The organism is Streptomyces vilmorinianum, from assembly GCF_005517195.1.
GTDB lineage: Bacteria > Actinomycetota > Actinomycetes > Streptomycetales > Streptomycetaceae > Streptomyces > Streptomyces vilmorinianum.
Genome location: NZ_CP040244.1, coordinates 7,438,005 through 7,461,390, shown reverse-complemented (window position 1 = coordinate 7,461,390; position 23,386 = coordinate 7,438,005). Strand labels below are relative to the sequence as shown.

General features: G+C 71.3%; 19 protein-coding genes and 3 tRNA genes. 13 read left to right on the top strand and 9 right to left on the bottom strand.

Features of this window, described 5'->3' with window-relative positions:
• Positions 1 to 36: 36 nt before the first annotated feature.
• The 5 genes from FDM97_RS34705 to FDM97_RS34685 all read left to right on the top strand — a co-directional run bounded on the left by FDM97_RS34705 (position 37) and on the right by FDM97_RS34685 (position 8,240).
• Positions 37 to 2,115: a DNA polymerase III subunit gamma and tau gene (locus tag FDM97_RS34705; protein WP_137994420.1), complete on the top strand. Its 2,079-nt coding sequence runs from the start codon at positions 37 to 39 to the stop codon at positions 2,113 to 2,115.
• 61 nt (positions 2,116 to 2,176) lie between these two features.
• On the top strand, positions 2,177 to 3,427 hold the full coding sequence (gene purD / locus FDM97_RS34700; RefSeq protein ID WP_137994419.1) for a phosphoribosylamine--glycine ligase: 1,251 nt from the start codon (positions 2,177 to 2,179) through the stop codon (positions 3,425 to 3,427).
• A 217-nt stretch (positions 3,428 to 3,644) separates the two neighbouring features.
• Positions 3,645 to 5,564, top strand: a complete 1,920-nt coding sequence (locus FDM97_RS34695) for a M48 family metalloprotease (protein ID WP_137994418.1) — start codon at positions 3,645 to 3,647, stop codon at positions 5,562 to 5,564.
• 193 nt (positions 5,565 to 5,757) lie between these two features.
• A complete protein-coding gene (locus FDM97_RS34690) occupies positions 5,758 to 7,218 on the top strand; it encodes a N,N-dimethylformamidase beta subunit family domain-containing protein (protein ID WP_137994417.1) in 1,461 nt (486 codons plus the stop codon).
• A 122-nt stretch (positions 7,219 to 7,340) separates the two neighbouring features.
• Entirely contained in the window at positions 7,341 to 8,240 is a 900-nt protein-coding gene (locus FDM97_RS34685; protein ID WP_137994416.1) for a phosphoribosylaminoimidazolesuccinocarboxamide synthase, read from the top strand.
• Between the two features lie 44 nt (positions 8,241 to 8,284).
• Here FDM97_RS34685 and FDM97_RS34680 read toward each other — a convergent pair.
• The 6 genes from FDM97_RS34680 to FDM97_RS34655 all read right to left on the bottom strand — a co-directional run bounded on the left by FDM97_RS34680 (position 8,285) and on the right by FDM97_RS34655 (position 11,898).
• A tRNA-Gly gene (locus tag FDM97_RS34680) sits at positions 8,285 to 8,360 on the bottom strand.
• A 22-nt stretch (positions 8,361 to 8,382) separates the two neighbouring features.
• Positions 8,383 to 9,000, bottom strand: a complete 618-nt coding sequence (locus tag FDM97_RS34675; RefSeq protein WP_137994415.1) for a response regulator transcription factor — start codon at positions 8,998 to 9,000, stop codon at positions 8,383 to 8,385.
• Complete coding sequence (locus FDM97_RS37050; protein ID WP_284440316.1) at positions 8,997 to 11,018, bottom strand: histidine kinase; 2,022 nt, start codon at positions 11,016 to 11,018, stop codon at positions 8,997 to 8,999. The genes FDM97_RS34675 and FDM97_RS37050 overlap by 4 nt, the downstream gene beginning before the upstream one ends.
• Before the next feature lie 176 nt (positions 11,019 to 11,194).
• Positions 11,195 to 11,270, bottom strand: a tRNA-Gly gene (locus FDM97_RS34665).
• Between the two features lie 80 nt (positions 11,271 to 11,350).
• Positions 11,351 to 11,422 (bottom strand) — tRNA-Gly (locus tag FDM97_RS34660).
• Between the two features lie 122 nt (positions 11,423 to 11,544).
• Entirely contained in the window at positions 11,545 to 11,898 is a 354-nt protein-coding gene (locus FDM97_RS34655) for a histone-like nucleoid-structuring protein Lsr2 (RefSeq protein ID WP_175439347.1), read from the bottom strand.
• Positions 11,899 to 12,221: 323 nt separating this feature from the next.
• On the opposite strand from FDM97_RS34655, the gene purS reads away from it, so the two are divergent.
• The 3 genes from purS to purL are packed head-to-tail and all read left to right on the top strand — an operon-like array spanning position 12,222 to position 15,393.
• On the top strand, positions 12,222 to 12,467 hold the full coding sequence (gene purS, locus FDM97_RS34650; RefSeq protein ID WP_137994413.1) for a phosphoribosylformylglycinamidine synthase subunit PurS: 246 nt from the start codon (positions 12,222 to 12,224) through the stop codon (positions 12,465 to 12,467).
• Complete coding sequence (purQ, locus tag FDM97_RS34645; RefSeq protein WP_137994412.1) at positions 12,464 to 13,144, top strand: phosphoribosylformylglycinamidine synthase subunit PurQ; 681 nt, start codon at positions 12,464 to 12,466, stop codon at positions 13,142 to 13,144. Before purS ends, purQ begins: the two co-directional genes overlap by 4 nt.
• The gene (gene purL / locus FDM97_RS34640; protein ID WP_137994411.1) at positions 13,144 to 15,393 is read left to right on the top strand and encodes a phosphoribosylformylglycinamidine synthase subunit PurL; all 2,250 of its coding nucleotides are present in this window, start codon (positions 13,144 to 13,146) and stop codon (positions 15,391 to 15,393) included. The genes purQ and purL overlap by 1 nt, the downstream gene beginning before the upstream one ends.
• Positions 15,394 to 15,448: 55 nt before the next feature.
• Here the strand turns inward: purL and FDM97_RS34635 are convergent, their stop codons facing one another.
• Positions 15,449 to 15,853 (bottom strand): nuclear transport factor 2 family protein, encoded by a 405-nt coding sequence (locus tag FDM97_RS34635; protein ID WP_137994410.1) that lies wholly within the window; start codon positions 15,851 to 15,853, stop codon positions 15,449 to 15,451.
• A 75-nt stretch (positions 15,854 to 15,928) separates the two neighbouring features.
• Here FDM97_RS34635 and FDM97_RS34630 point away from each other — a divergent pair, with 75 nt between their 5' ends.
• From FDM97_RS34630 to purM, 4 genes are all read left to right on the top strand, one after another.
• The gene (locus tag FDM97_RS34630; protein ID WP_137994409.1) at positions 15,929 to 16,717 is read left to right on the top strand and encodes a maleylpyruvate isomerase family mycothiol-dependent enzyme; all 789 of its coding nucleotides are present in this window, start codon (positions 15,929 to 15,931) and stop codon (positions 16,715 to 16,717) included.
• A 46-nt stretch (positions 16,718 to 16,763) separates the two neighbouring features.
• The gene (locus tag FDM97_RS34625) at positions 16,764 to 17,567 is read left to right on the top strand and encodes an META domain-containing protein (protein WP_137994408.1); all 804 of its coding nucleotides are present in this window, start codon (positions 16,764 to 16,766) and stop codon (positions 17,565 to 17,567) included.
• Positions 17,568 to 17,784: 217 nt separating this feature from the next.
• On the top strand, positions 17,785 to 19,311 hold the full coding sequence (gene purF, locus FDM97_RS34620; protein WP_137994407.1) for an amidophosphoribosyltransferase: 1,527 nt from the start codon (positions 17,785 to 17,787) through the stop codon (positions 19,309 to 19,311).
• A gap of 42 nt (positions 19,312 to 19,353) precedes the next feature.
• On the top strand, positions 19,354 to 20,421 hold the full coding sequence (gene purM / locus FDM97_RS34615) for a phosphoribosylformylglycinamidine cyclo-ligase (RefSeq protein ID WP_137994406.1): 1,068 nt from the start codon (positions 19,354 to 19,356) through the stop codon (positions 20,419 to 20,421).
• A 129-nt stretch (positions 20,422 to 20,550) separates the two neighbouring features.
• Here the strand turns inward: purM and FDM97_RS34610 are convergent, their stop codons facing one another.
• On the bottom strand, positions 20,551 to 20,808 hold the full coding sequence (locus FDM97_RS34610; protein ID WP_137994405.1) for a DUF3073 domain-containing protein: 258 nt from the start codon (positions 20,806 to 20,808) through the stop codon (positions 20,551 to 20,553).
• Positions 20,809 to 21,121: 313 nt separating this feature from the next.
• On the bottom strand, positions 21,122 to 22,222 hold the full coding sequence (locus FDM97_RS34605) for a Leu/Phe/Val dehydrogenase (RefSeq protein WP_175439346.1): 1,101 nt from the start codon (positions 22,220 to 22,222) through the stop codon (positions 21,122 to 21,124).
• Positions 22,223 to 22,381: 159 nt separating this feature from the next.
• Between FDM97_RS34605 and FDM97_RS34600 the strand changes: the two genes are divergently transcribed.
• On the top strand, positions 22,382 to 23,248 hold the full coding sequence (locus tag FDM97_RS34600; RefSeq protein ID WP_137994403.1) for a hypothetical protein: 867 nt from the start codon (positions 22,382 to 22,384) through the stop codon (positions 23,246 to 23,248).
• The last annotated feature ends 138 nt before the right edge of the window (positions 23,249 to 23,386 follow it).

Here is a 23,386-nt window from a genome sequence, read left to right as displayed (position 1 = left end):
CCCGGGTTGTCGGTGGGCGCCTATAACCTCGTATACGTGTCGTCTCTCGCGCTGTACCGCCGCTATCGCCCTGAGTCCTTCGCCGAGGTCATCGGGCAGGAGCATGTCACCGACCCGTTGCAGCAGGCCCTGCGGAACAACCGGGTCAATCACGCGTACCTGTTCAGCGGGCCCCGTGGATGCGGCAAGACGACCAGTGCGCGCATCCTCGCGCGCTGTCTGAACTGTGAGCAGGGTCCCACTCCCACCCCCTGCGGGGAGTGCCAGTCCTGCCGTGACCTGGCGCGGAACGGGCCGGGGTCGATCGACGTCATCGAGATCGACGCCGCTTCGCACGGTGGTGTGGACGATGCCCGTGACCTGCGGGAGAAGGCGTTCTTCGGGCCCGCGTCGAGCCGGTACAAGATCTACATCATCGACGAGGCGCACATGGTCACCTCGGCGGGCTTCAACGCCCTGCTGAAGGTGGTCGAGGAGCCGCCGGAGCATCTCAAGTTCATCTTCGCCACCACCGAGCCCGAGAAGGTCATCGGGACCATTCGGTCGAGGACGCATCACTACCCCTTCCGGCTCGTGCCGCCCGGGACCCTGCGGGAGTATCTGGGCGAGGTCTGCGGGCGTGAGGGCATTCCCGTCGAGGACGGGGTGCTGCCACTCGTCGTGCGCGCCGGTGCCGGGTCCGTGCGTGACTCGATGTCCGTCATGGACCAGCTGCTGGCCGGCGCCGCCGAAGACGGTGTGACATACGCCATGGCGACGTCTCTTCTCGGATACACGGACGGGTCCCTGCTCGACTCCGTGGTGGACGCCTTCGCCGCCGGGGACGGCGCGGCCGCGTTCGAGGTCGTGGACCGGGTCATCGAGGGCGGCAACGACCCCCGGCGGTTCGTCGCCGACCTGCTCGAGCGCCTGCGGGATCTGGTGATCCTCGCCGCCGTGCCGGACGCGGCCGAGAAGGGGCTCATCGACGCCCCGGTCGATGTCGTCGAGCGCATGCAGGCGCAGGCCTCGGTCTTCGGCGCCGCCGAGCTCAGCCGGGCCGCCGACCTCGTGAACAGCGGGCTCACCGAGATGCGCGGGGCCACCTCGCCGCGGCTGCAGCTGGAGCTGATCTGCGCGCGCGTGCTGCTGCCCGCCGCCTTCGACGACGAGCGGTCGCTCCAGGCCCGGATCGACCGGCTGGAGCGCGGCGCCGCCGCCGCGCCCGCGCCCGTCTTCACCACCGGTTCGCCGGCGCCCGCGATGGGGTACGTGCCCGGTCCCGAGGCTCACACGCCGATGGCGCCGCCTCCGCCCCCGCCCGCGCCGGTCCAGCCCACCCCGACTCCTGCCCCAGCACCCGCCCCCGCGCAGCCGACTCCGGCCGCCGAAGGCCCCCGCCCGGGCGCCTGGCCCGGGGCCGCCACACCCGGTGCCCCCGCCCCCGGCGCCTGGCCGGGCGCTTCGGCCCCCGCCGCTCCGGCGCCGCAAGCCCCCGCTCCCGCCCAGGCCGCTCCCGCGCAGCCCGCCCCGGTCGCGCCCGCCGGCGACATGGCCCAGGGCGCCGCCCAGGTGCGGAACATGTGGCCGTCGATCCTCGAAGCGGTCAAGAACCGCCGCCGCTTCACCTGGATCCTGCTGAGCCAGAACGCCCAGGTCGCCGGGTTCGACGGCACCACCCTCCAGCTCGGCTTCCTCAACGCCGGCGCCCGCGACAACTTCGCGAGCAGCGGCAGCGAGGACGTCCTGCGCCAGGCGCTCGCCGAGCAGTTCAACGTGCAGTGGAAGATCGAGGCGATCATCGACCCCTCGGGCGGTGCCACACCGCCGCCCGCCGCGGCCAACTTCGGCGGCCGCCCGGCCGCGTCCGCGCCCGCCCCGTCCTTCCAGCAGGCCCCGCCGCCCGCTCAGGCCCCCGCGCCCACCCCGGCACAGGCGCCGCCCACGCCCCGCCCGCAGGCCTCGGCTGCCGCCCCCGCTCCCGTGGAGGCACCGCCGCAGCGCCGGCCCGTCGCGCCCGAGGACGACGTGCCGGAGGAGGACGATCCCGACCTCGTCGACTCCGCCCTCTCCGGCCACGAACTGATCGTGCGCGAGCTCGGAGCCACGGTTGTGGAGGAATACACGAACGAGTAGGGCCGTCTCGCTCGGTGGCCCGCACAAAGACCACGGCCGCCCCCGGGCTACCCTGGCTGGCGTGAAGGTCCTCGTCATCGGCGGCGGCGCCCGCGAACACGCCCTGTGCCGCTCTCTCTCCCTCGATCCCGACGTCACCGCTCTGCACTGCGCGCCCGGCAACGCCGGAATCGCGGAGGTCGCCGAGCTGCACCCCGTCGACCAGCTGGACGGCGCCGCCGTCGCCGGCCTGGCCACAAGCCTGGAGGCCGATCTGGTCGTCGTCGGCCCGGAGGCCCCGCTCGTCGCCGGTGTCGCCGACGCCGTCCGCGCGGCCGGCATCCCCTGCTTCGGCCCGTCCGAGCAGGCGGCGCAGCTGGAGGGCTCCAAGGCGTTCGCCAAGGACGTCATGGCCGGGGCCAACGTCCCGACCGCCCGCAGCTACGTCTGCACCACCGCGGAGGAGATCGACGAGGCGCTCGACGCCTTCGGCGCTCCGTACGTCGTCAAGGACGACGGTCTCGCTGCCGGCAAGGGCGTCGTGGTCACCTCCGACCTGGCCGAGGCCCGGGCGCACGCGCTCGCCTGCGGCCGCGTCGTCATCGAGGAGTACCTGGACGGCCCCGAGGTCTCCCTCTTCGCGATCACCGACGGCGTCACCGTCCTTCCCCTCCAGCCCGCGCAGGACTTCAAGCGCGCGCTCGACGGCGACGAGGGCCCGAACACCGGCGGCATGGGCGCCTACTCGCCGCTGCCCTGGGCCGACCCCAAGCTGGTCGACGAGGTCATGGACACCGTCCTGCAGCCCACCGTCGACGAGCTGCGCCGCCGCGGCACCCCCTTCTCCGGGCTGCTGTACGCGGGTCTGGCGATCACCAGCCGCGGTGTACGGGTCATCGAGTTCAACGCCCGTTTCGGCGACCCGGAGACCCAGGTCGTGCTCGCCCGGCTCCGCACCCCGCTGGCGAGCGTCCTGCTGAACGCCGCCAACGGCACGCTCGACAACGAGCCGCCGCTCAACTGGCGCGAGGACGCGGCCGTGACCGTGGTCGTCGCCTCGCACAACTACCCCGGGACGCCGCGTACGGGTGACCCGATCGAGGGCCTCGACGAGGTCGCGGCGCAGAACGCCCCGCACGCGTACGTGCTGCACGCCGGCACCAAGCGGGACGGCGACGCGATCGTGAGCGCCGGCGGCCGCGTCCTGTCGGTCACCGCGACCGGGGAAGACCTGGCGCAGGCCCGCGAGCGGGCGTACAAGGCGGTCGGCCGCATCCGTCTGGACGGCTCCCAGCACCGTACGGACATCGCGCGCAAGGCCGCGGGGGAGTGAACCCCTAACCGCCCCGGACCGTCATCACCTTTACCCAAAGCCATTCCATCGAGTGAGGGCTGGGCCATCCGGATGACGCCCGCCGAACCCCCAACTAGGGTGCGGCGAAGGCGTTCCGGCACTTGGCCCACCGGCATTGCGATGTCAGTGGCGGGTGCCACAGTGGGGGAGTGAGCAACACCGCCACAGGCAGTCCCGACGAGGGCAGGAGGGGGTGATGTACGGCGTGTCCGGTACCGGTTCCGTTGTCGGCGAGGAGATGGGTGCGCGCGCCGCGCGCACCCGGGCCCTCGCCGTGCTCCGTGTCCGCGGCAGGGCGCTGGGCCTCGCGCTGCTCCCCGCGGCCGCGGCCGTGATCCTCTACGCGGGCGGGGGCACCGGCCGGTTCACGGGTGCCGGCTGGGACGCCGCCCGCTGGGTGACCACCGCGCTCGCGCTGGTCGTCCTGCTCGCCACGGCCGCCGTCGCGCTGGTCGTCGCGCGCGCCCGGCCCGCCGTCACCCCGACCGTGGAGCTCTCCGAGACCGCGGCCCCCGATCTGTACCGGCTGGTCCGGGACCTGGCCGACCGGCTGGGTGTCCCGGCGCCCTCCGCGATAGCCCTGACGCCGGACTGCGACAGCTGGCTGGAGGACCGTACGCATCCGGCGCACGGCACGACGCAGGGGCTGCGCCGCTCCGCCGACGCGCCCGTCCTCGTGATCGGCTCGCCCTTCCTGTGGTGGATGCGCGTGGGCGAGCTGCGGGCGGTCCTCGCCCCCGTCGTCGCCGGTACGGCTCCGGCGGCACAGCCCGACATAGCCGCGGCCCGCCGCTTCGTGCAGGGCCTGGACGCCGCCGTCGCCGTTCCCCGCCGCGCCGGGCTCGACCCGGTCAGCAGGCTCGGCGCCCACGCGATCGGGCGGGTCGCCCGGGTTCTGCTGCGCCTGTGCCGCGGGCATGCGGCCGAGATGGAGCGGGGCGTCGCCGCGGCCGGCTCCGAGCGTGCACAGGCTGTGGATTACGGGGTCCGGATCGTCGCCCAGGAGCAGGTCGGCCTCGCCTACGCGGGCTGGGACCGGCTGCTCACCCGGGTCGCGCTGCCCGCCTGGCGGATGGGCCGCTGGCCCGCGCGCCTGGACGCGGGCGTGGTCTCCGCCCTCACCGAACTCTCCCGCCGTGACCGCCTCGCCGAGGGTTTCGCCTCCCGGCTCGGCGAGCGCCCCGCCTGCGACCTGCTCGAAGAGCCCGGGGCCGTCGACGAGGCCGCCTCGCTGCTCGCCGCCCGTCTCTTCCACGGCGGCCCCGCGGAGTCCGGCCCGGACTGGTCCCCGGTGGACTGGAACCAGTACCCGGAGGAGGTCGTGGACCGGAAGTGGCGCTCCGACGCGGCCCGGCTCCACCAGGTCCTCGACGATCTGGGCGTGCTGCCCACCGGCTCCGCGAGCGCCGACGGCCCGACCGGCCCGACGCTGACCCGCGTGATGTCCCACCTGTCGACGCGCCCCCCGGAGGCCATCGCCCCGGACACCATCGCCCCGCAGGCCATCGCCCCGGACACCATCGCCCCGGACACCATCGCCCCGGAGGCCATCGCCCCGGAGGCCATCGCCCCGGAGGCCATCGCCCCGGACACCACCGCCCCGCAGGCTCCGCCCGAGGCGCCCGCCCCGGACGGCGTCCCCGAGGACCAGGACGTCCCCGACGCCCCGGACGACCAGGACCCCCACGCCCCTGGCGAGCACGACGGCCCCGAGCCGTCCGCCCCCCACCCCGCCGCCGACACCCTCGCCGCCGCGCTCACCGCCCGGGTCGCCCGCGAGGAGGCCGCCAAGCCCGCCGCTCCCGTCCCCGCGCCGCACGCGGCCACCCTCGGCGCGGACACGCTGCCGCTCTTCCCGCTGCAGCCGCCCCGCACCGGGCGCGATCTGCTCGCCGACCATGTGACGGCGATGGTCTGCTGCGCGGCCGTCGACACCGCCGGCGCCGCTCCCGGCCTCGACTGGCTCGACGGCCCGGCACTCCTCGTCGGCGGCGAGCGGAACACGGACCTGACCGCCCGCGTCCTCGCCCTCGTCGAGGACGGCGACCCCGTGCCCCTGCGCGCCTGGCTCACGGAGACCGGCGTCCGCCCCGAGAAGCCCGTGCGCCTCGTCTGAACCCCCGTACCCCCGTACCCCCGTACCGCCGTACCCCCGTACCGCCGGAAGGGCGTCTTCCGTTCACGTCAATTCGCGACGAACGGTGACGGAGTGCGTGCGTTATGTGATGTGCTGGGGACCGGCACTGACAGCAGCACGTGACAACAACACGACGGAAGACGGCGCGGGGGAGTCGAGGGAGGGGCGCAGTATGGGGGCGGAGCAGATCAGGCGGTGGGAGTCGGGCGCGCTCGCCCACGCCGTGTCGGACCCCTTCGGCCAGGGCCCCCTGCCCTGGCTGCGCGGTTCGGAGAACTACTTCGACGACACGGGACAGGTCGTTCCCTGGTACGCCGACGAGACCCTGGCCCGCGGCGGCAGCGGCGGCCCCCGTACCGCCGACGACGTACGCAGCCAGATCAAGGGCTTCGCGTCCAACGGGGCCGTCGCCCCCGGCGAGGCGATCGATTTCCACATCACGGTGGACCCGCCGCAGCAGTTCTCGGTCGACATCTACCGGATCGGGCACTACGGCGGCGAGGGCGCCACGAAGATCACCACCAGCCCGCGCCTCTCCGGAATCGTCCAGCCGGCCCCGCTCACCGCCGACCGGACGGTCTCGTGCCACCACTGGTGGCAGTCCTGGCGCCTGCAGATCCCCACCCTCTGGTCGATCGGCGCGTACGTCGCCGTGCTCACCACCGCCGACGGCTACCGCTCCCACATCCCCTTCACCGTCCGCGACAACCACCCCGCCGACCTCCTCCTCGTCCTCCCGGACGTGACCTGGCAGGCGTACAACCTCTACCCGGAGGACGGCCGGACGGGCGCCAGCCTCTACCACGCGTGGGACGAGCAGGGCCGTCTTCTCGGCGAGGAGGATGCGGCGATCACCGTCTCCTTCGACCGCCCCTACGCGGGCGCGGGCCTGCCCCTCCACGTCGGCCACGCCTACGACTTCATCCGCTGGGCCGAGCGGTACGGCTACGACCTGGCCTACGCCGAGACCCGCGACCTGCACGCGGGCCGCGTCGACCCCACCCGCTACCGCGGCCTGGTCTTCCCCGGCCACGACGAATACTGGTCCGTCCCCATGCGCCGGACCGTCGAACTGGCCCGCGAGCAGGGCACGTCCCTCGTCTTCCTCTCCGCCAACACCCTCTACTGGCAGGTGGAGCTCGGCCCGTCCCCCTCCGGGGTCCCCGACCGCCTCCTCACCTGCCGCAAGCGGCGCGGCCCCGGCCGGCCCGCACTCTGGCGCGAGATCGACCGCCCGGAGCAGCAGCTGCTCGGCATCCAGTACGCGGGAAGGGTGCCGGAGTCGCACCCCCTGGTCGTACGGAACGCGGACCACTGGCTCTGGGAGGCCACCGGCGCGGGCGACGGCGACGAGATCCCGGGCCTGGTCGCGGGCGAGGCCGACCGCTACTTCCCGCGCACCGCGCTCCCCGAGCACCAGGGCCGCATCCTGCTCGCCCACTCCCCCTACCAGGACGGCGAGGGCGCCCTGCGCCACCAGGAGACCTCCCTCTACCGGGCCCCGTCCGGGGCGTGGGTCTTCGCCTCCGGCACCTTCGCCTGGTCGCCCGCCCTGGACCGGCCGGGCCATGTCGATCCGCGCATCCAGCGCGCCACCGCGAATCTCCTCGACCGCATCTGCAAGAGGGACTGACCAGCAAGAGGGACTGACCAGCATGAGGGACTGACCAGCCTGTCGGCGGGCCCGGCCGACGCGTCCGTGTCCCTGTGCGAGAGAATCGAAGCGCTCCCTGGATCAACCTACGCGGAGGAACCGTGTCCGGATTCGTAGAAAAGCCCGAGCCTGTTCAGGTCCCGGGCCTCACCCACCTCCACACGGGCAAGGTGCGTGAGCTCTACCAGAACGAGGCGGGCGACCTCGTGATGGTGGCCAGCGACCGCATGTCCGCGTACGACTGGGTGCTGCCGACCGAGATCCCCGACAAGGGCCGGGTCCTCACCAAGCTCTCCCTGTGGTGGTTCGACCGCCTCTCCGACCTGGTCCCCAACCACGTCATCTCCACCGACGTCCCGGCAGGCGCCCCCGCCGACTGGGAGGGCCGCACGCTGATCTGCAAGTCGCTGCAGATGGTGCCGGTCGAGTGCGTGGCCCGCGGCTATCTGACCGGCTCGGGCCTCCTGGAGTACAACGAGTCCCGTACGGTCTGCGGTCTCGCGCTCCCCGAGGGCCTCAGCGACGGCTCCGAGCTGCCCGCGCCGATCTTCACGCCCGCCACCAAGGCCGCCGTCGGCGACCACGACGAGAACGTGAGCTACGAGGAGGTCGCCCGCCAGGTCGGCGCGGAGACCGCCGCGCTGCTGCGCCAGACGACGCTCGCCGTGTACGGCCGGGCCCGTGACATCGCCCGTGACCGCGGCATCATCCTCGCCGACACCAAGTTCGAGTTCGGCTTCGAGGGCGACACCCTGATCCTCGCCGACGAGGTGCTGACCCCGGACTCGTCCCGCTTCTGGCCCGTCGACCAGTGGCAGCCGGGCCGCGCCCAGCCCTCGTACGACAAGCAGTTCGTCCGCGACTGGCTGACCTCCCCGGCCTCCGGCTGGGACCGCAGGAGCGAGGAGCCGCCGCCCGCGCTCCCGCAGGAGATCGTGGACGCGACCCGGGCGAAGTACCTGGAGGCGTACGAGCTGCTGACCGGCAACACCTGGTCGTAGCGCACGAAGAAGCCCCCGGTCGGATCGACCGGGGGCTTCTTTCATGGAGCGGACGACGAGATTCGAACTCGCGACCCTCACCTTGGCAAGGTGATGCTCTACCAACTGAGCCACGTCCGCATGCGCCGTAGCGCGGAGCCAACTATACCCAACCTTTCTCCCGTGCGAGACGCACCGCCGTATGACGGTTCTCGGCGCCGAGCTTCGCGGCGGCCGATGAGAGGTAGTTCCGGACCGTTCCCTGCGAGAGCGAGGCCCGCTCGGCGATCTCCGCGACCGGCGCGCCGTCGGCCGCGAACTCCAGGACCTCGGCCTCCCGCGCGGTCAGCGGCGAGTCCCCGGCGGAGATCGCGTCGGCCGCCAACTCCGGGTCCACGTAACGGTTTCCGGCGTGCACAGTACGGATGATCTCCGCCAGCCGCTGGGCGCTGACGGTCTTCGGCACGAAGCCCCGCACCCCGGCCGCGAGCGCCCGCTTGAGGTGTCCGGGGCGGCCGTGACTGGTCACGATCATGGTCGTGCAGCCGGGCAGTTCGTCGCGCAGGGATGTGGCGACCCTCACACCGTCGAGGCCCGGCATCCGCAGATCGAGCACCGCGACATCGGGCCGGTGGGCGCGGGCCATGGCGAGCGCCTCGGGTCCGGTGGCGGCCTGGGCGACGACCACGAGATCGTCCTCCAGGGCGAGCAGCGCGGCGAGCGCCCCGCGGATCAGATGCTCGTCGTCGGCGAGCAGGACGCGTACGGGAGTGCCGGTCACGGCCTCGCCGCCCGTCGCTGTACGGGTACGGACGCGGGCGCCGATACGGGATCGGGCGCCGGTACGGAATCGGGCGCCGGTACGGGATCGGGCGCCGATACGGGTACGAGCGCCGTCACCCGGAACGAGCCGCCCTCGTCCGGCCCCGCCTCCAGGGTCCCGCCCACCGCCGCGAGCCGTTCCCGCAGCCCTTCGAGGCCCGAGCCGCGCCCCATCTCCGCTCCTTCCCGTACACCGTCGTTCCGCACTGTCAGCAGCACCGAACCGTCCTGCTCCCGCAGCGAGATCGCGCACCGGCGCGCGTCCCCGTGCCGCAGCACGTTCGTCGTGGTCTCCCGGACCACCCACCCGAGCACCGACTGCACCTCGGCGGGCAGTTCGGCGGGCAGCCCGGTCTTCACGGGATCGATCGCGCAGTCGATCCCGGCGGCGCCGAGCACCCCGCGCGCGCCCTCCAGCTCGACGCGCAAGTCCGCCTCCCGGTAGCCGCGCACCACGTCCCGTACCTCCCGCTGGGACTCCTGCGCGATCCGCTGCACCTCGATCATCTGGTCCACGGCCTCGGGGCGTTCGCGCCGCGCCAGCTGCACGGCGAGCTCGCTCTTGAGCGCGATCACCGAGAGGTTGCGGCCCATGACGTCGTGGAGATCGCGCCCGAAGCGCAGCCGCTCCTCGGCGACGGCGAGCCGGGCCTGGAGCTCCTTGGACCGCTCCAGCTCCCGGACGACCTTGAGCAGCCAGGAGGAGAATCCGCAGGCGGCGCCCAGTCCGGAGCCGCCGAGGAGCACGGCGACCGCCGAGCCGAGGGCCGGTCCCGCGCCGATCCCGAGGGCGGCGACCGCGGCCCCCGTCCCGATCGCGGTGCCGAGCACGGCGTAGGACATGTGCCGCACCCTGCGCAGGCACATGACCAGGGTGCCGAGGGTGAAGACGATCAGGCCGATCATGGCGGCCGTCGTCACCGTGCTGTCCTTGGTCACGCCCGCCGCGTCCAGGACGAGCAGGGCCAGCGAGGAGGACCCGGTGAAGCCGCCCAGCGCGGCCGCGTGCCGGACGGGCCGTTCGCGCCGCTCGACGGCCCAGTCCAGGGCCCGGGAGGCGACGACGGCGGAGAGCACCGCGTGCGCACAGATCAGCAGGAACAGGGCCAGGGCGGTGCCGTCGCCGAGCCGGCTGTCCTGGTCGCGGGAGAAGGGCACGCCGCCGAGGGCCATGATCTCCAGCGGCGCGAAGACGTGGAACGTCCACCGCGTGTACAGCTCGACCTTGGCCGCACTGCTGCGCCCGCTCCACCACCCCGTCAGCCTGGACACCCGCCCGGCCCCCCTCTTCTGGCGCCGCGGCTCCCAGCGGAACCACCGTCGGACAGCAAACACCGTGATCGTTCCCCAGGCCAGCGTGTTGAGCCCGGCGGTGTGCAGGGCCCTGGCCTCGCCGACGCCGAACCAGCCGGCGCGTACGAATTCCATGACGCCGCTGAGCAGCAGCAGCCGGCAGACGTCGGCGACGGCGTCCGGAGGCACGTCGGTGGGGACCAGCATCCCGGAGCCCATGGCCGAGACGAGGAAGAACGGCAGGGTGGTGATGCCCGCGCTCTCGACGTTGCGGGTGATGACCGTGGTCGCGGCGGCGGCGGTGAGGAGGGCGACGCCGGCCAGGAGACCGAGCACGAGCAGCTCGGGCCGCCGTGGCGCGGGCAGGTCGAGCAGGGCGATCCCGCCGGCGGTGAGCACGGCGCACTGGGCGAGCGCGATGGCCCCGGAGGGGAGCGCGGCGCCGGCGAGGAGCTCCAGGTCGCTCGCCTCTCCCGTACGCGGCCGCTTGAGGACCAGTTCCTCGCGCCGGGCCACCAGGGCCGAGACCAGGCCCATGGAGACGACCAGGATCAGGACCATCCCGGTACCGCCGACGAGGGTGGCTCCGGCGACGCCCATGGGCAGTTCGCCCTCGTCGATCCGCGCGCCCGAGGACCGCAGCACGAAGGTCATCAGCAGGGGCATCAGGAGGGCGATGAACAGGTTGTTCTTGTAGGTCCGCTGCCTCGATCACGTTGGTCGTGGCTTCAGCCTCCCGGCGGAGGAGGCCGGTCGGCAGCGCGTGCTGTCATCACTGCTCATGACACATGTCAGAGCCGACTCGTCGCCCCGCCGGGCACGACGAAGGCCCCGGTTCGTGAGAACCGGGGCCTTCGATCTGGAGCGGACGACGAGATTCGAACTCGCGACCCTCACCTTGGCAAGGTGATGCTCTACCAACTGAGCCACGTCCGCATTGCTGCCGCTCAGCTCTCACTGGGCGGTGCGAGCACCACTCTACCTGATCCACAAGAGTGGTCGGTAATGCGATGCAGAGCGGGTGACAGGAATTGCACACTGCGCCTTCCCCCTGGAAGGGGGATGTTCTACTACTGAACTACACCCGCACGCTGCGTGAGGTCCGGCCCTGCGGCCTCGCCCCTCGGCGTGATCCAGACTCTAGCCGATCAGTGGGGGTGCAGTGCAACTCCGTTCCTGGCAGGGAGTCAGCCCGCCGTCCCGGCCGGCCTCAACTGGCCTCGCGGAAGGCCTCGTAGACCCGCTTCGGGATGCGGCCGCGGGCGGGCACGTCCATCTTGTTGGACTGCGCCCAGGCGCGGACGGCCGCCGGGGAGGGGGCCACGGCCGTGTGCTTGTACGAAGTGACGGGGGCGCTCGTGCCGCCGGCCCGGGCGGCCGCGGCCTTGCCCGTCAGCTTCCGGCCGGCCGCGAGGTAGGGGGCCAGCGCCTTGCGCAGTTTCTTTGCATTGGCGGGATTCAGGTCGATCTCGTACATCTTCCCGTCCAGGCCGAACGCAACCGTTTCCGCCGCTTCTCCGCCGTCGATGTCGTCGAAGAGAGTGACCACCACACGCTGAGCCACGGATATCGGTCCTTTCCTGCGGTCCGCCGTGTCATGGGTGGCGTGGGTAACGCCTCTGACGTGCGGCGACACCGGATTTACGGCTGTCCCGGGACAATGCTGCTTTCCTCTGTATTCCTTTGTACAGCGGTAGGCGTCGCAATGTGAAGCCCAGCCAATTGCATCAGCGTGTCCCACCGCAATGGGCCGCGCAATATTTCACTTGAATTTTCCGTGAGGATCTTTGGGGTCGTTTGTAGGGTCCTCCAGACTTCTACCCGCGTAGAATTTGGAGGCAGGTACGCTGAGGGAACCGCCCACGCAACACACCACCGGGAGTGCCAGTGGCACGCGTCGTAGTCGACGTCATGCTCAAGCCGGAGATCCTCGACCCCCAGGGCCAGGCGGTGCAGCGTGCACTGCCCCGCCTGGGATTCGACGGAATCGCCGACGTCCGCCAGGGAAAGCGCTTCGAGCTGGAGGTGGAGGGACCGGTCGACGAGGCCGCCCTTGCCCGCATCCATGAGATGGCCGAAACCTTCCTTGCCAACACCGTGATCGAAGACTTCACCGTGAAGGTGGAGTCGTGACCGCACGCATCGGCGTTGTCACGTTCCCCGGAACGCTGGACGACCAGGACGCGCTGCGCGCAGCCCGCCTGGCGGGCGCCGAGCCCGTCTCGCTCTGGCACCGCGACAAGGACCTCAAGCAGGTCGACGCCGTGGTCCTGGCCGGCGGCTTCTCCTACGGCGACTACCTGCGGGCCGGAGCCATCTCCCGCTTCTCGCCGGTGATGGAGACGATCATCGAGCAGGCGAAGGCGGGCATGCCCGTCCTCGGTATCTGCAACGGCTTCCAGATCCTCACCGAGGCCCATCTGCTGCCGGGCGCGATGCTGCGCAACAACCACCTGCACTTCATCTGCCGCGACCAGAAGCTGCGGGTGGAGAACGCGGACACCGCCTGGACCGTGGACTACGGGCAGGGCCAGGAGATCCAGGTCCCGCTCAAGAACATGGACGGCCGGTACGTCGCCGACGAGCGCGTGCTCGACGAGCTGGAGGCCGAGGGGCGGGTGGCCTTCCGCTACCTGGACATGAACCCCAACGGCTCCCTCCGTGACATCGCGGGCATCACCAACGCCGCGGGCAACGTGGTCGGCCTCATGCCGCACCCCGAGCACGCCGTCGAGCCGCTGATCGGTACGGGCCGTACCGACGGCCTCGGTTTCTTCACCTCGATCCTCAAGAAGCTGGTCAACGCCTGATGACTCTGGACACGGTCAAGCACGCGACCGAGACGCCGGACAGCGAGCAGCCCTGGAAGGAGCTCGGCCTCAAGGAGGACGAGTACGCCCGCATCCGCGAGATCCTCGGCCGCCGTCCCACCGGCGCCGAGCTCGCCATGTACTCCGTCATGTGGTCCGAGCACTGCTCGTACAAGAGCAGCAAGGTCCACCTGAAGCAGTTCGGCGAGAAGACCCCCGCCAACGACGCCATGCTCGTCGGCATCGGCGAGAACGCGGGCGTCGTCGACGTCGGCCAGGGGTACGCGGTCACCTTCAAGGTCGAGTCGCACAACCACCCGAGCTACATCGAGCCCTACCAGGGCGCGGCCACCGGCGTGGGCGGCATCGTCCGCGACATCCTCGCCATGGGCGCCCGCCCGGTCGCGGTCGTCGACCCGCTGCGCTTCGGCGCGGCCGACCACCCCGACACCAAGCGCGTGCTGCCCGGTGTCGTCGCCGGCATCGGCGGCTACGGCAACTGCCTGGGCCTGCCGAACATCGGTGGCGAGGTCGTCTTCGACGAGTGCTACCAGGGCAACCCGCTCGTCAACGCCGGCTGCATCGGCGTGATGAAGCACGAGGACATCCACCTGGCCAAGGCCTCCGGCCCCGGCAACAAGGTGATCCTCTACGGCGCCCGTACCGGCGGCGACGGCATCGGCGGCGTCTCGGTCCTCGCGTCCGAGACCTTCGACGACACCAAGCCGACCAAGCGCCCCGCCGTCCAGGTCGGCGACCCCTTCCAGGAGAAGCTCCTCATCGAGTGCACCCTGGAGATCTTCAAGGAGAAGCTGGTCGCGGGCATCCAGGACCTGGGTGGCGCCGGCCTCTCCTGCGCGACGAGTGAGCTCGCGAGTGCCGGCTCCGGCGGTATGCGCGTCGAGCTCGACCGGGTCCACCTGCGCGACGCGACCCTCTCGCCCGAGGAGATCCTCATGAGCGAGTCGCAGGAGCGCATGTGCGCGATCGTCGAGCCCGAGCACGTCGACCGCTTCCTGGAGATCTGCGAGAAGTGGGACGTCATCGCCACCGTCATCGGTGAGGTGACCGAGGGCGAGCGCCTGGAGATCTTCTGGCACGGCGAGCAGATCGTCGACGTACCGCCGCGGTCCGTGGCCCACGAGGGTCCGACGTACCACCGGCCGTATGCCCGCCCGGAGTGGCAGGACGCGCTCCAGGCCGACGACGCCGGCAAGCTGCCGCGGCCGCAGAACGGTGAGGAGCTGAAGGACCAGGTCCTGAAGCTGGTCTCCTCCCCGAACCAGGCGTCGAAGTCCTGGATCACGGACCAGTACGACCGGTTCGTGCAGGGCAACACCGTCCTGGCGCAGCCCGAGGACGCGGGCATGGTCCGTATCGACGCGGAGACCAACCTCGGCGTGGCCATGGCGACCGACGGCAACGGCCGGTACGCCAAGCTCGACCCGTACACGGGCGCGCAGCTCGCGCTGGCGGAGGCGTACCGCAACGTCGCCGCCTCCGGCGCCAAGCCGCTCGCGATCTCGGACTGCCTGAACTTCGGTTCGCCCGAGGACCCGGCCGTGATGTGGCAGTTCGCGGAGGCCACCCGTGGTCTCGCGGACGGCTGCCTGCAGCTGGGCACCCCGGTCACCGGCGGCAATGTCTCGCTGTACAACCAGACGGGCGAGGTCGCCATCCACCCGACGCCGGTCGTGGCCGTGCTCGGTGTGATCGACGACGTGAACCGCCGTACGCCGATCGCCTTCGCGGAAGAGGGCCAGCTTCTCTACCTGCTGGGCGACACGCGTGAGGAGTTCGGCGGCTCGGCCTGGTCCGAGGTGATCCACCAGCACCTCGGCGGTCTGCCGCCGGCCGTGGACCTCGACCGGGAGAAGCTGCTCGGCGAGATCCTGATCTCCGCCTCCCGCGACGGCATGATCGACGCGGCGCACGACCTGTCCGACGGCGGTCTGGTCCAGGCGGTCGTCGAGTCCTGCCTGCGCGGCGGCACGGGCGCGCGCCTGGTCGTCCCGGACGGCCTGGACGCCTTCACCTTCCTCTTCAGCGAGTCGGCCGGCCGTGCGGTCGTGGCCGTCCCGCGCAGCGAGGAGCTCCGCTTCACCGACATGTGCGGCGCGCGGGGTCTGCCCGCGACCCGGATCGGTGTCGTGGACGGTGAGGAGATCGACGTGCAGGGCGAGTTCAGTCTCGCGCTGAGCGAGCTGCGCACCGCGCACGAGGCGACGATCCCGGGCCTGCTGGCCTGATCCGAGTCGGTACGTGAGGCGGCCCCCGGTCCTCGGACCGGGGGCCGTCCCTCGTTCAGTCGGCCTGCCCCCAGAAGGCGTCCGCCTCGTCGATGTCCTCGACGCACTCGTCGACGTCGGTGATCTTGCCTCCGACGATGGTGAAGAAGAGACCGCCGCGCATCTCGATGCCGCGGTCGCCGCGGTCGCCGTGCCACTTGTGGGTCGATATGACGTGTCCCCGGCCGTCCGGGTACACGCCCTCCATCTCGACCCGGAAGGTGCCGTGGGTGAGCTCCATGAGACGCCCGAAGTGGGCGAGGACGTTGTCCGCGCCTTTGAAGTGCCCGGACATCTGACTGGATCCCGGTGAGTGGTGGGTGCAGTCCGAGGTCATCAGAGACCGCAGGGTCTCCGTGTCTCCTTGGGAGAACGCTTCGTAGCCCCGGCGGACCACGACGCTGTCAGGGTGCTCGGCCATGGCTGTCCGACCCCTCTCGTACGCGTAGGTGTGCTGGAAGCCCTCCCTTTCCAGTCTCCGACTACCCTCGCCCCCATGCCACCGGCCAAGAAGCGCACGCGCAGCTACGACTCCGCCAAGATCCGGGCCGCCGTGCTCGCCCAGTTCGGGAACGTACGGGAGGCGGTGAGCGCGCTCACCCCGGAGCAGCTCGACGGGCCGACCCGGCTGGGGGAGTGGACGGTACGGGACCTCGCCGCGCACATGACGATGGTTCTCGGCTCGGTCGTCCGCAAGCTCTCCGAGCCCGAGCCGGCGACGCTCGAACTCGCCCTGCTGGACTGGCCCTCGGCGACCGCCACCGCCGCCGCGACGATCGACGAGGACACGCGGGCGATCGACACGGGCGACCTGCCCGGCCTGTACGCGCGGACGGTGGAGCGCTTCGAGGAGGCGATCGCCGGCGCCGCGGACGAGCGCCTCGTCCCGACGCGCTTCGGCACCATGCGGCTCGGTGACCACCTGGTCACCCGCACCCTCGAACTCGTCGTCCACACCGACGACCTGAACGCGGCGACCGGCCTGGACGTCCCGTACGACCGTCAGGCCCTGGCCGCCTGCACCCGTCTTCTCGCGGACGCGCTCGCGGCGAAGGCCCCGGGCGGCGCGGTCGAGGTACGGGTCCCGCCGTTCGCGGTCGTCCAGTGCGTGGAGGGCCCCCGGCACACCCGCGGCACCCCGCCCAACGTCGTCGAGACGGACCCGCTGACCTGGATCCGGCTGGCGACCGGTCGTACGGGATGGGCGGAGGAGCTGGACGCGGCGCGGGTCAGCGCGAGCGGGGAGCGGGCGGACCTCGCCGCCCTGCTCCCGGTCATGGGCTGAACGGAACGGAACGGAACCGTCCGTCCCGCCAGGCCGTCCCACCGGCATGCAGAAGCCGCGCATCACCGCAGCCACCGCCGCCCTGGCCTCGCTCCTCGTCCTCGCCGCGTGCGGCACCGAGAAGGCCGGGTCGGACCCCGGCGCGGGCACGGTCTCCCCTGACCTGCCGGTCACCGGCGTCCACTGGGCGGTGGACAGTCTGACCGTCGACGGCAGGAAGACCCCGGCGCCCGCCGGCACCTATGTCGAGATCGAGAAGAACGGGCGGGCGAAGGGCAACTCCGGCTGCAACCACTTCGGCGCCACCGTCACCGTCGAGGGCGACACCCTGGAGGTCGGCCTCGGCGAGACCACCGAGATGGCGTGCGACGCCATGGACTTCGAGACGGCCTTCCACAAGGCGTTCACGGGGAAGCTCAAGGCGAAGCTGGCCGGCGACCGGCTCACCCTCACGGCCCCCGACGGCACGACCTCGCTCGCCCTGACCTCCGAGCCGCCGGCCCCGCTGAACGGCACCACCTGGACCGTCGACTCCCTCCTCTCCGGTGACACGGCCACCTCCGTGCCGAAGGGCGCGGAGGGCAAGGCGCACTTCGTCATCGACAAGGACGGCAAGGTCGGGGGCAGCCTCGGCTGCAACAGGTTCTCCACCACGGCCGAGATCTCCGGCCGGACGGTGACCTTCGGCCAGATCACCACCACCCGCATGAGGTGCACGGGCCCGGAGATGGACCTGGAGACCGAGCTGTACGAGGTCTTCGGCGGCTCGGCGACGTACGAGCTGCGCCACCGCGGACTGTCGCTCGTCAACGCCGAGGGCAAGGGCTTCGCCGCGACCGCGAAGGGCTAGCGGGCGTCCTGGTGCGAACTGCGTCACACCCCAGGGCCCCCACCCGTGCCGTACGAGCGTCCGCTTGCCGTCGCCCGGCCGGCCGGGAGCCCGTTCCCGCCTAGGGAGAAGGGCATCTACGCACGTCAATGGATCAGTTCGTACGATCACACCACTCGGAGGCCCCTTGGATTTCCCCAATTCGGACCAGTGGTCGACCTCGCCTACACTCGGAGGCGTGCCACGTGGTGACGGTCGACTCAATCACGATCTGCTTCCCGGCGAGAAGGGCCCCCAGGACGCTTGCGGCGTCTTCGGTGTCTGGGCTCCGGGTGAAGAGGTCGCAAAGCTCACGTACTTCGGGCTCTACGCCCTCCAGCATCGGGGTCAGGAATCCGCGGGAATCGCGGTCAGCAACGGCTCCCAGATCCTCGTCTTCAAGGACATGGGCCTCGTGTCCCAGGTCTTCGACGAGACCTCTCTCGGTTCCCTCCAGGGTCATATCGCGGTCGGTCACGCCCGCTACTCGACCACCGGGGCCTCCGTGTGGGAGAACGCGCAGCCGACGTTCCGGGCGACCGCCCACGGCTCGATCGCGCTCGGCCACAACGGCAACCTGGTGAACACGGCGCAGCTCGCCGAGATGGTCGCCGACCTTCCCAAGAAGGAAGGCCGCACCTCCCGGGTCGCCGCCACCAACGACACCGATCTGCTCACGGCGCTCCTCGCCGCCCAGGTCGACGAGGACGGCAAGCCGCTCACCATCGAGCAGGCCGCCGCGAAGATCCTCCCCGACGTCCGGGGCGCCTTCTCCCTCGTCTTCATGGACGAGCACACGCTCTACGCGGCCCGTGACCCGCAGGGCATCCGCCCGCTGGTCCTCGGCCGTCTCGAGCGCGGCTGGGTCGTCGCCTCGGAGTCCGCCGCCCTCGACATCTGCGGCGCCAGCTTCGTCCGCGAGGTCGAGCCCGGCGAGATGATCGCGATCGACGAGAACGGCATCCGCACCTCCCGATTCGCGGAAGCGAAGCCCAAGGGCTGTGTCTTCGAGTACGTGTACCTGGCGCGCCCGGACACGGACATCGCCGGACGGAACGTCTACCTCTCCCGCGTGGAGATGGGCCGCCGCCTCGCCAAGGAGGCCCCGGTCGAGGCGGATCTCGTCATAGCGACGCCGGAGTCCGGCACTCCGGCCGCGATCGGCTACGCCGAGGCCAGCGGCATCCCCTTCGGCGCGGGCCTGGTGAAGAACGCCTATGTGGGCCGCACCTTCATCCAGCCCTCCCAGACCATCCGCCAGCTGGGCATCCGACTGAAGCTGAACCCCCTGAAGGAAGTCATCAAGGGGAAGAAGCTCGTGGTCGTCGACGACTCGATCGTCCGCGGCAACACCCAGCGCGCTCTCGTCCGGATGCTCCGCGAGGCCGGCGCCGCCGAGGTCCACATCCGGATCTCCTCGCCGCCCGTGAAGTGGCCGTGCTTCTTCGGCATCGACTTCGCCACCCGCGCGGAGCTGATCGCCAACGGCATGACGGTCGACGAGATCGGCAAGTCGCTCGGCGCGGACTCGCTCTCGTACATCTCCCTCGACGGGATGATCGAGGCGACCACCATCCAGAAGCCGAACCTCTGCCGTGCCTGCTTCGACGGCGAGTACCCCATGGAGCTTCCGGACCCCGAGCTGCTCGGCAAGCAGCTGCTCGAGACCGAGCTGGCCGCCGGCCCGGCCGCCACCGCGGCCGCCGACGCGCTGCGCCGTCCGTGAGACCCCGCAGTAACGCAGTAACGACACGAAAGCTCTGAACCCATGTCTCAGACCACCGGTGCCTCCTACGCGTCCGCGGGCGTCGACATCGAGGCGGGTGACCGCGCCGTCGAGCTCATGAAGGAATGGGTGAAGAAGACGCAGCGCCCCGAGGTCCTCGGCGGCCTCGGCGGCTTCGCCGGCCTCTTCGACGCCTCCGCCCTCAAGCGCTACGAGCGTCCGCTGCTCGCCTCCGCCACCGACGGTGTCGGCACGAAGGTCGACATCGCCCGCCAGATGGGCGTGTACGACACCATCGGCCACGACCTGGTCGCGATGGTCATGGACGACATCGTCGTCTGCGGCGCCGAGCCGCTCTTCATGACCGACTACATCTGCGTCGGCAAGGTCCACCCCGAGCGGGTCGCCGCCATCGTGAAGGGCATCGCCGAGGGCTGTGTCCTCGCCGGCTGCGCCCTGGTCGGCGGCGAGACCGCCGAGCACCCCGGCCTGCTGGGCCCGGACGACTTCGACGTCGCCGGCGCCGGTACGGGTGTCGTGGAGCACGACCGTCTGCTCGGCCCCGATCGCATCCGTACGGGTGACGCCGTCATCGCGATGGCGTCCTCCGGCCTTCACTCCAACGGGTACTCGCTCGTCCGCCACGTGGTGTTCGACCGGGCCGGCATGACCCTCGGCCAGCAGGTCGAGGAGTTCGGCCGGACCCTGGGCGAGGAGCTCCTGGAGCCGACGAAGATCTACTCGCTGGACTGTCTGGCGCTCACCCGGACGGCCGAGATCCACGCCTTCAGCCACATCACGGGCGGCGGCCTGGCCGCCAACCTGGCGCGGGTGATCCCGGACGGGCTGCACGCCACGGTCGACCGCTCGACCTGGACCCCGGGCGCCGTCTTCGACCTGGTCGGCAAGGCAGGACAGGTCGAGCGCCTGGAGCTGGAGAAGACCCTGAACATGGGCGTCGGCATGATGGCCGTCGTTCCGGCGGAGTCCGTGGACGTGGCCCTGGCCACGCTCGAGGACCGGGGCGTCGAGGCCTGGGTCGCGGGCGAGATCACCGAGCGCGGCGACCACGCGACGGGCGCGGAGCTCGTCGGCGACTACGCCAAGTAGGAGGGCGCTACGGGCGGCCTCGGCCGCCCGTAGCCCGTCACAGCACCGAACAGCATCGATGCAGCACAGAAACCCGGTCCAGGTATCCCTGGACCGGGTTTCTGTCTGAGCAGCGCTCTTGTTAAGAGGTCAAGCGCGACGCTGGGACGACGCGTCAGGACCGGACTCGTCGTCCTCGTCCTCGTCGTCCGTGTTGTAGAGATCCGCGTACTGCGCGTACGGGTCGTCTTCCTCGTCGTCGTCCTCGAACGGCTCGCCATTCGGCGGCTGGCTCGAAGTCGAAGCGCCCAGCTCGCTGGCCAGACGCGACAGGTCAGTCCCGCCGCTGCTGTACTTCAGCTGGCGGGCGACCTTCGTCTGCTTGGCCTTTGCCCGGCCGCGCCCCATGGCTCGACCCCCTCGGTGACGGGGCTCGACGGCCCCAGAGTCTTGACACGCGTTCATGATTCGGAACGGGCTCTCGGCAGAGAGACCGGTCCGTAGGGCTTCAACGGTACCTGCTTCCGTGGCCATACGGTACGCCGCACGCATCACATGACCCGGTACAGAACCATCGAGGTGCCCTGTCCTCGCTGGTCAATCGCGATTTTAACCTCTTCTTGAGGGCCGACCCGCCGACCGGGGTGAGTCATCTCTCGATTGGGGTGAACCTACAAAGTTCACCCCTGGGAGCACCCCGGCGGGCCGGCCCTGTCGAGAATCAGCCGCGGCGGGCGTCGGCCATCCGCTGCTCGGCGATCCGGTCGGCGGCCGCGGCCGGCGGAATGCCGTCCACCTTCGCACGTGCGAAGATCTCGAGGGTGGTGTCGAAGATCTTCGTGGCCTTCGCCTTGCACCGGTCGAAGTCGAAGCCGTGCAGCTCGTCGGCGACCTGGATCACGCCACCGGCGTTGACGACGTAGTCGGGCGCGTAGAGGATCCCGCGGTCCGCGAGGTCCTTCTCCACACCCGGGTGCGCGAGCTGGTTGTTGGCCGCGCCGCAGACGATCCTCGCGGTGAGGACCGGCACGGTGTCGTCGTTCAGCGCGCCGCCGAGGGCGCACGGGGCGTAGACGTCCAGGCCCTCGACACGGATCAGGGCGTCGGTGTCCGCGACGACCGTGACCTGCGGGAACTTGTCCGTGATCCGGCGGATGGACTCCTCGCGTACGTCGGTGATGTACACCTCCGCACCGTCGGACAGGAGGTGCTCGACGAGGTAGTGGCCGACCTTGCCGACGCCCGCGACGCCGACCTTGCGGCCGCGCAGGGTCGGGTCGCCCCACAGGGTCTGCGCGGAGGCGCGCATGCCCTGGAAGACACCGAAGGCGGTGAGGACCGAGGAGTCGCCGGCGCCGCCGTTCTCGGGGGAGCGGCCGGTGGTCCACTGGTTGGTGCGGGCCACGACGTCCATGTCGGCGACGTAGGTGCCGACGTCGCAGGCCGTCACGTAGCGGCCGCCGAGGGAGGCGACCATACGCCCGTAGGCGAGCAGCAGCTCTTCGGTCTTGATCTTCTCGGGGTCCCCGATGATCACGGCCTTGCCGCCGCCGTGGTCGAGGCCGGCCATGGCGTTCTTGTACGACATGCCCCTGGAGAGGTTCAGCGCGTCGGCGACGGCCTCCGCCTCGGTGGCGTAGGGGTAGAAGCGGGTGCCGCCGAGGGCCGGGCCCAGGGCGGTGGAGTGGAGAGCGATGACGGCCTTGAGGCCGGAGGCGCGGTCCTGGCAGAGCACGACTTGCTCGTGGCCACCCTGCTCCGAGTGGAACAGAGTGTGCAGCACGTCAGCAGGAACGACAGGAACGCCGGTCACATCGGTCACGGTGGTGACTCCCAAGTACGAAGCGGCGGATACGCCGGTCCCCCCTGCGGGTGGTGGCGGGACCGGTTCGGCAAGAGAGTAAGTCCTACCTGGGCGTAGATCCGCCTCAGTGCTGAGGATCACCCCCTCCCGGAGTACCTCCGTGGAAGGATTTGCGACATGTCGGTCGCCTCCTCGGTCCTCGTCCCGTATGCCACCTATCTGCGCGTGTACGAGCCGCTGGCGGCTTTTCCGGAGCCGGAGCGGGGGCACTGGGCCCGGTACGCGCGCCGGGCGGACACCCCGACCGCGCAGGACGAACTCCGCCGCTCGCTCGCGGATCTGCTGCCGACGCCGCCGGTCCCGGTGCCGGTCCACGAGAGCGGTGACGCCTTCGTCGCGTACGTCGACGGGGTGGTCATGGTCTGCCCGTGGCGGACCCGGCTGCGGGGCTGGCTGGCGCTGGAGGAGCTGGGGGAGGCGAGGGAGGCGTGGCCGGAGCGGGCGCTGCCGGGTCCGGTGCTCGACGTGATGCTGCCGCCGGTGGTGCGGGCCCAGGTCGCGGCGGACCACGAGCGCTGGCGGCAGCGGAACCCCGACGCGCGCCCGTGGATCCGTACGGCGGTCTGGCAGGTGCCGGTGCGCTGGTTCACGCTCTTCGCGGACGAGGAGCGGGAGTACGTGCCGGGGGAGCAGGGCTCGGCGGCGGTGCTGCGGTACCGGACGCCGATGGTCCAGGCGCGGCGCCGGCTGGCGCGGGCGCTGCGGACGCTGCGCGAGGCGATCGACGAGGGTCCGCTGACCGAGGGTCTGGTCGAGGTCGGCCGATGGCTGGAGGAGTTCCATCCGCGCGCGCTGGTGGAGCTGGACTACGGCGGTCTGGTGCACGCCCTGTCGGCGGACCGGCTCGCGGCGGACCGGTCGGCGGCGGATGTGGCCGAGGGGATCGCGGCGCTGCGGGAGGGTGACGGAGAGGGTGCGAGCGAGGCGTACGGCCGGGTCGCGGAGCGGTGGCGGGCGATCCGCAACCTGCAGTTCGCGAACTGATCATCGACAGAACACATCCGGCTGATGTAAATGATCATTGAGCGTCGCGGGGCTTCGGTGTGCGCTCGTGAGGACCTTGGTGCGTGTGTGTCGGGACGTAGGTCCCGATCCGGGCCTTTGGCTCAAGCGTGACGGACA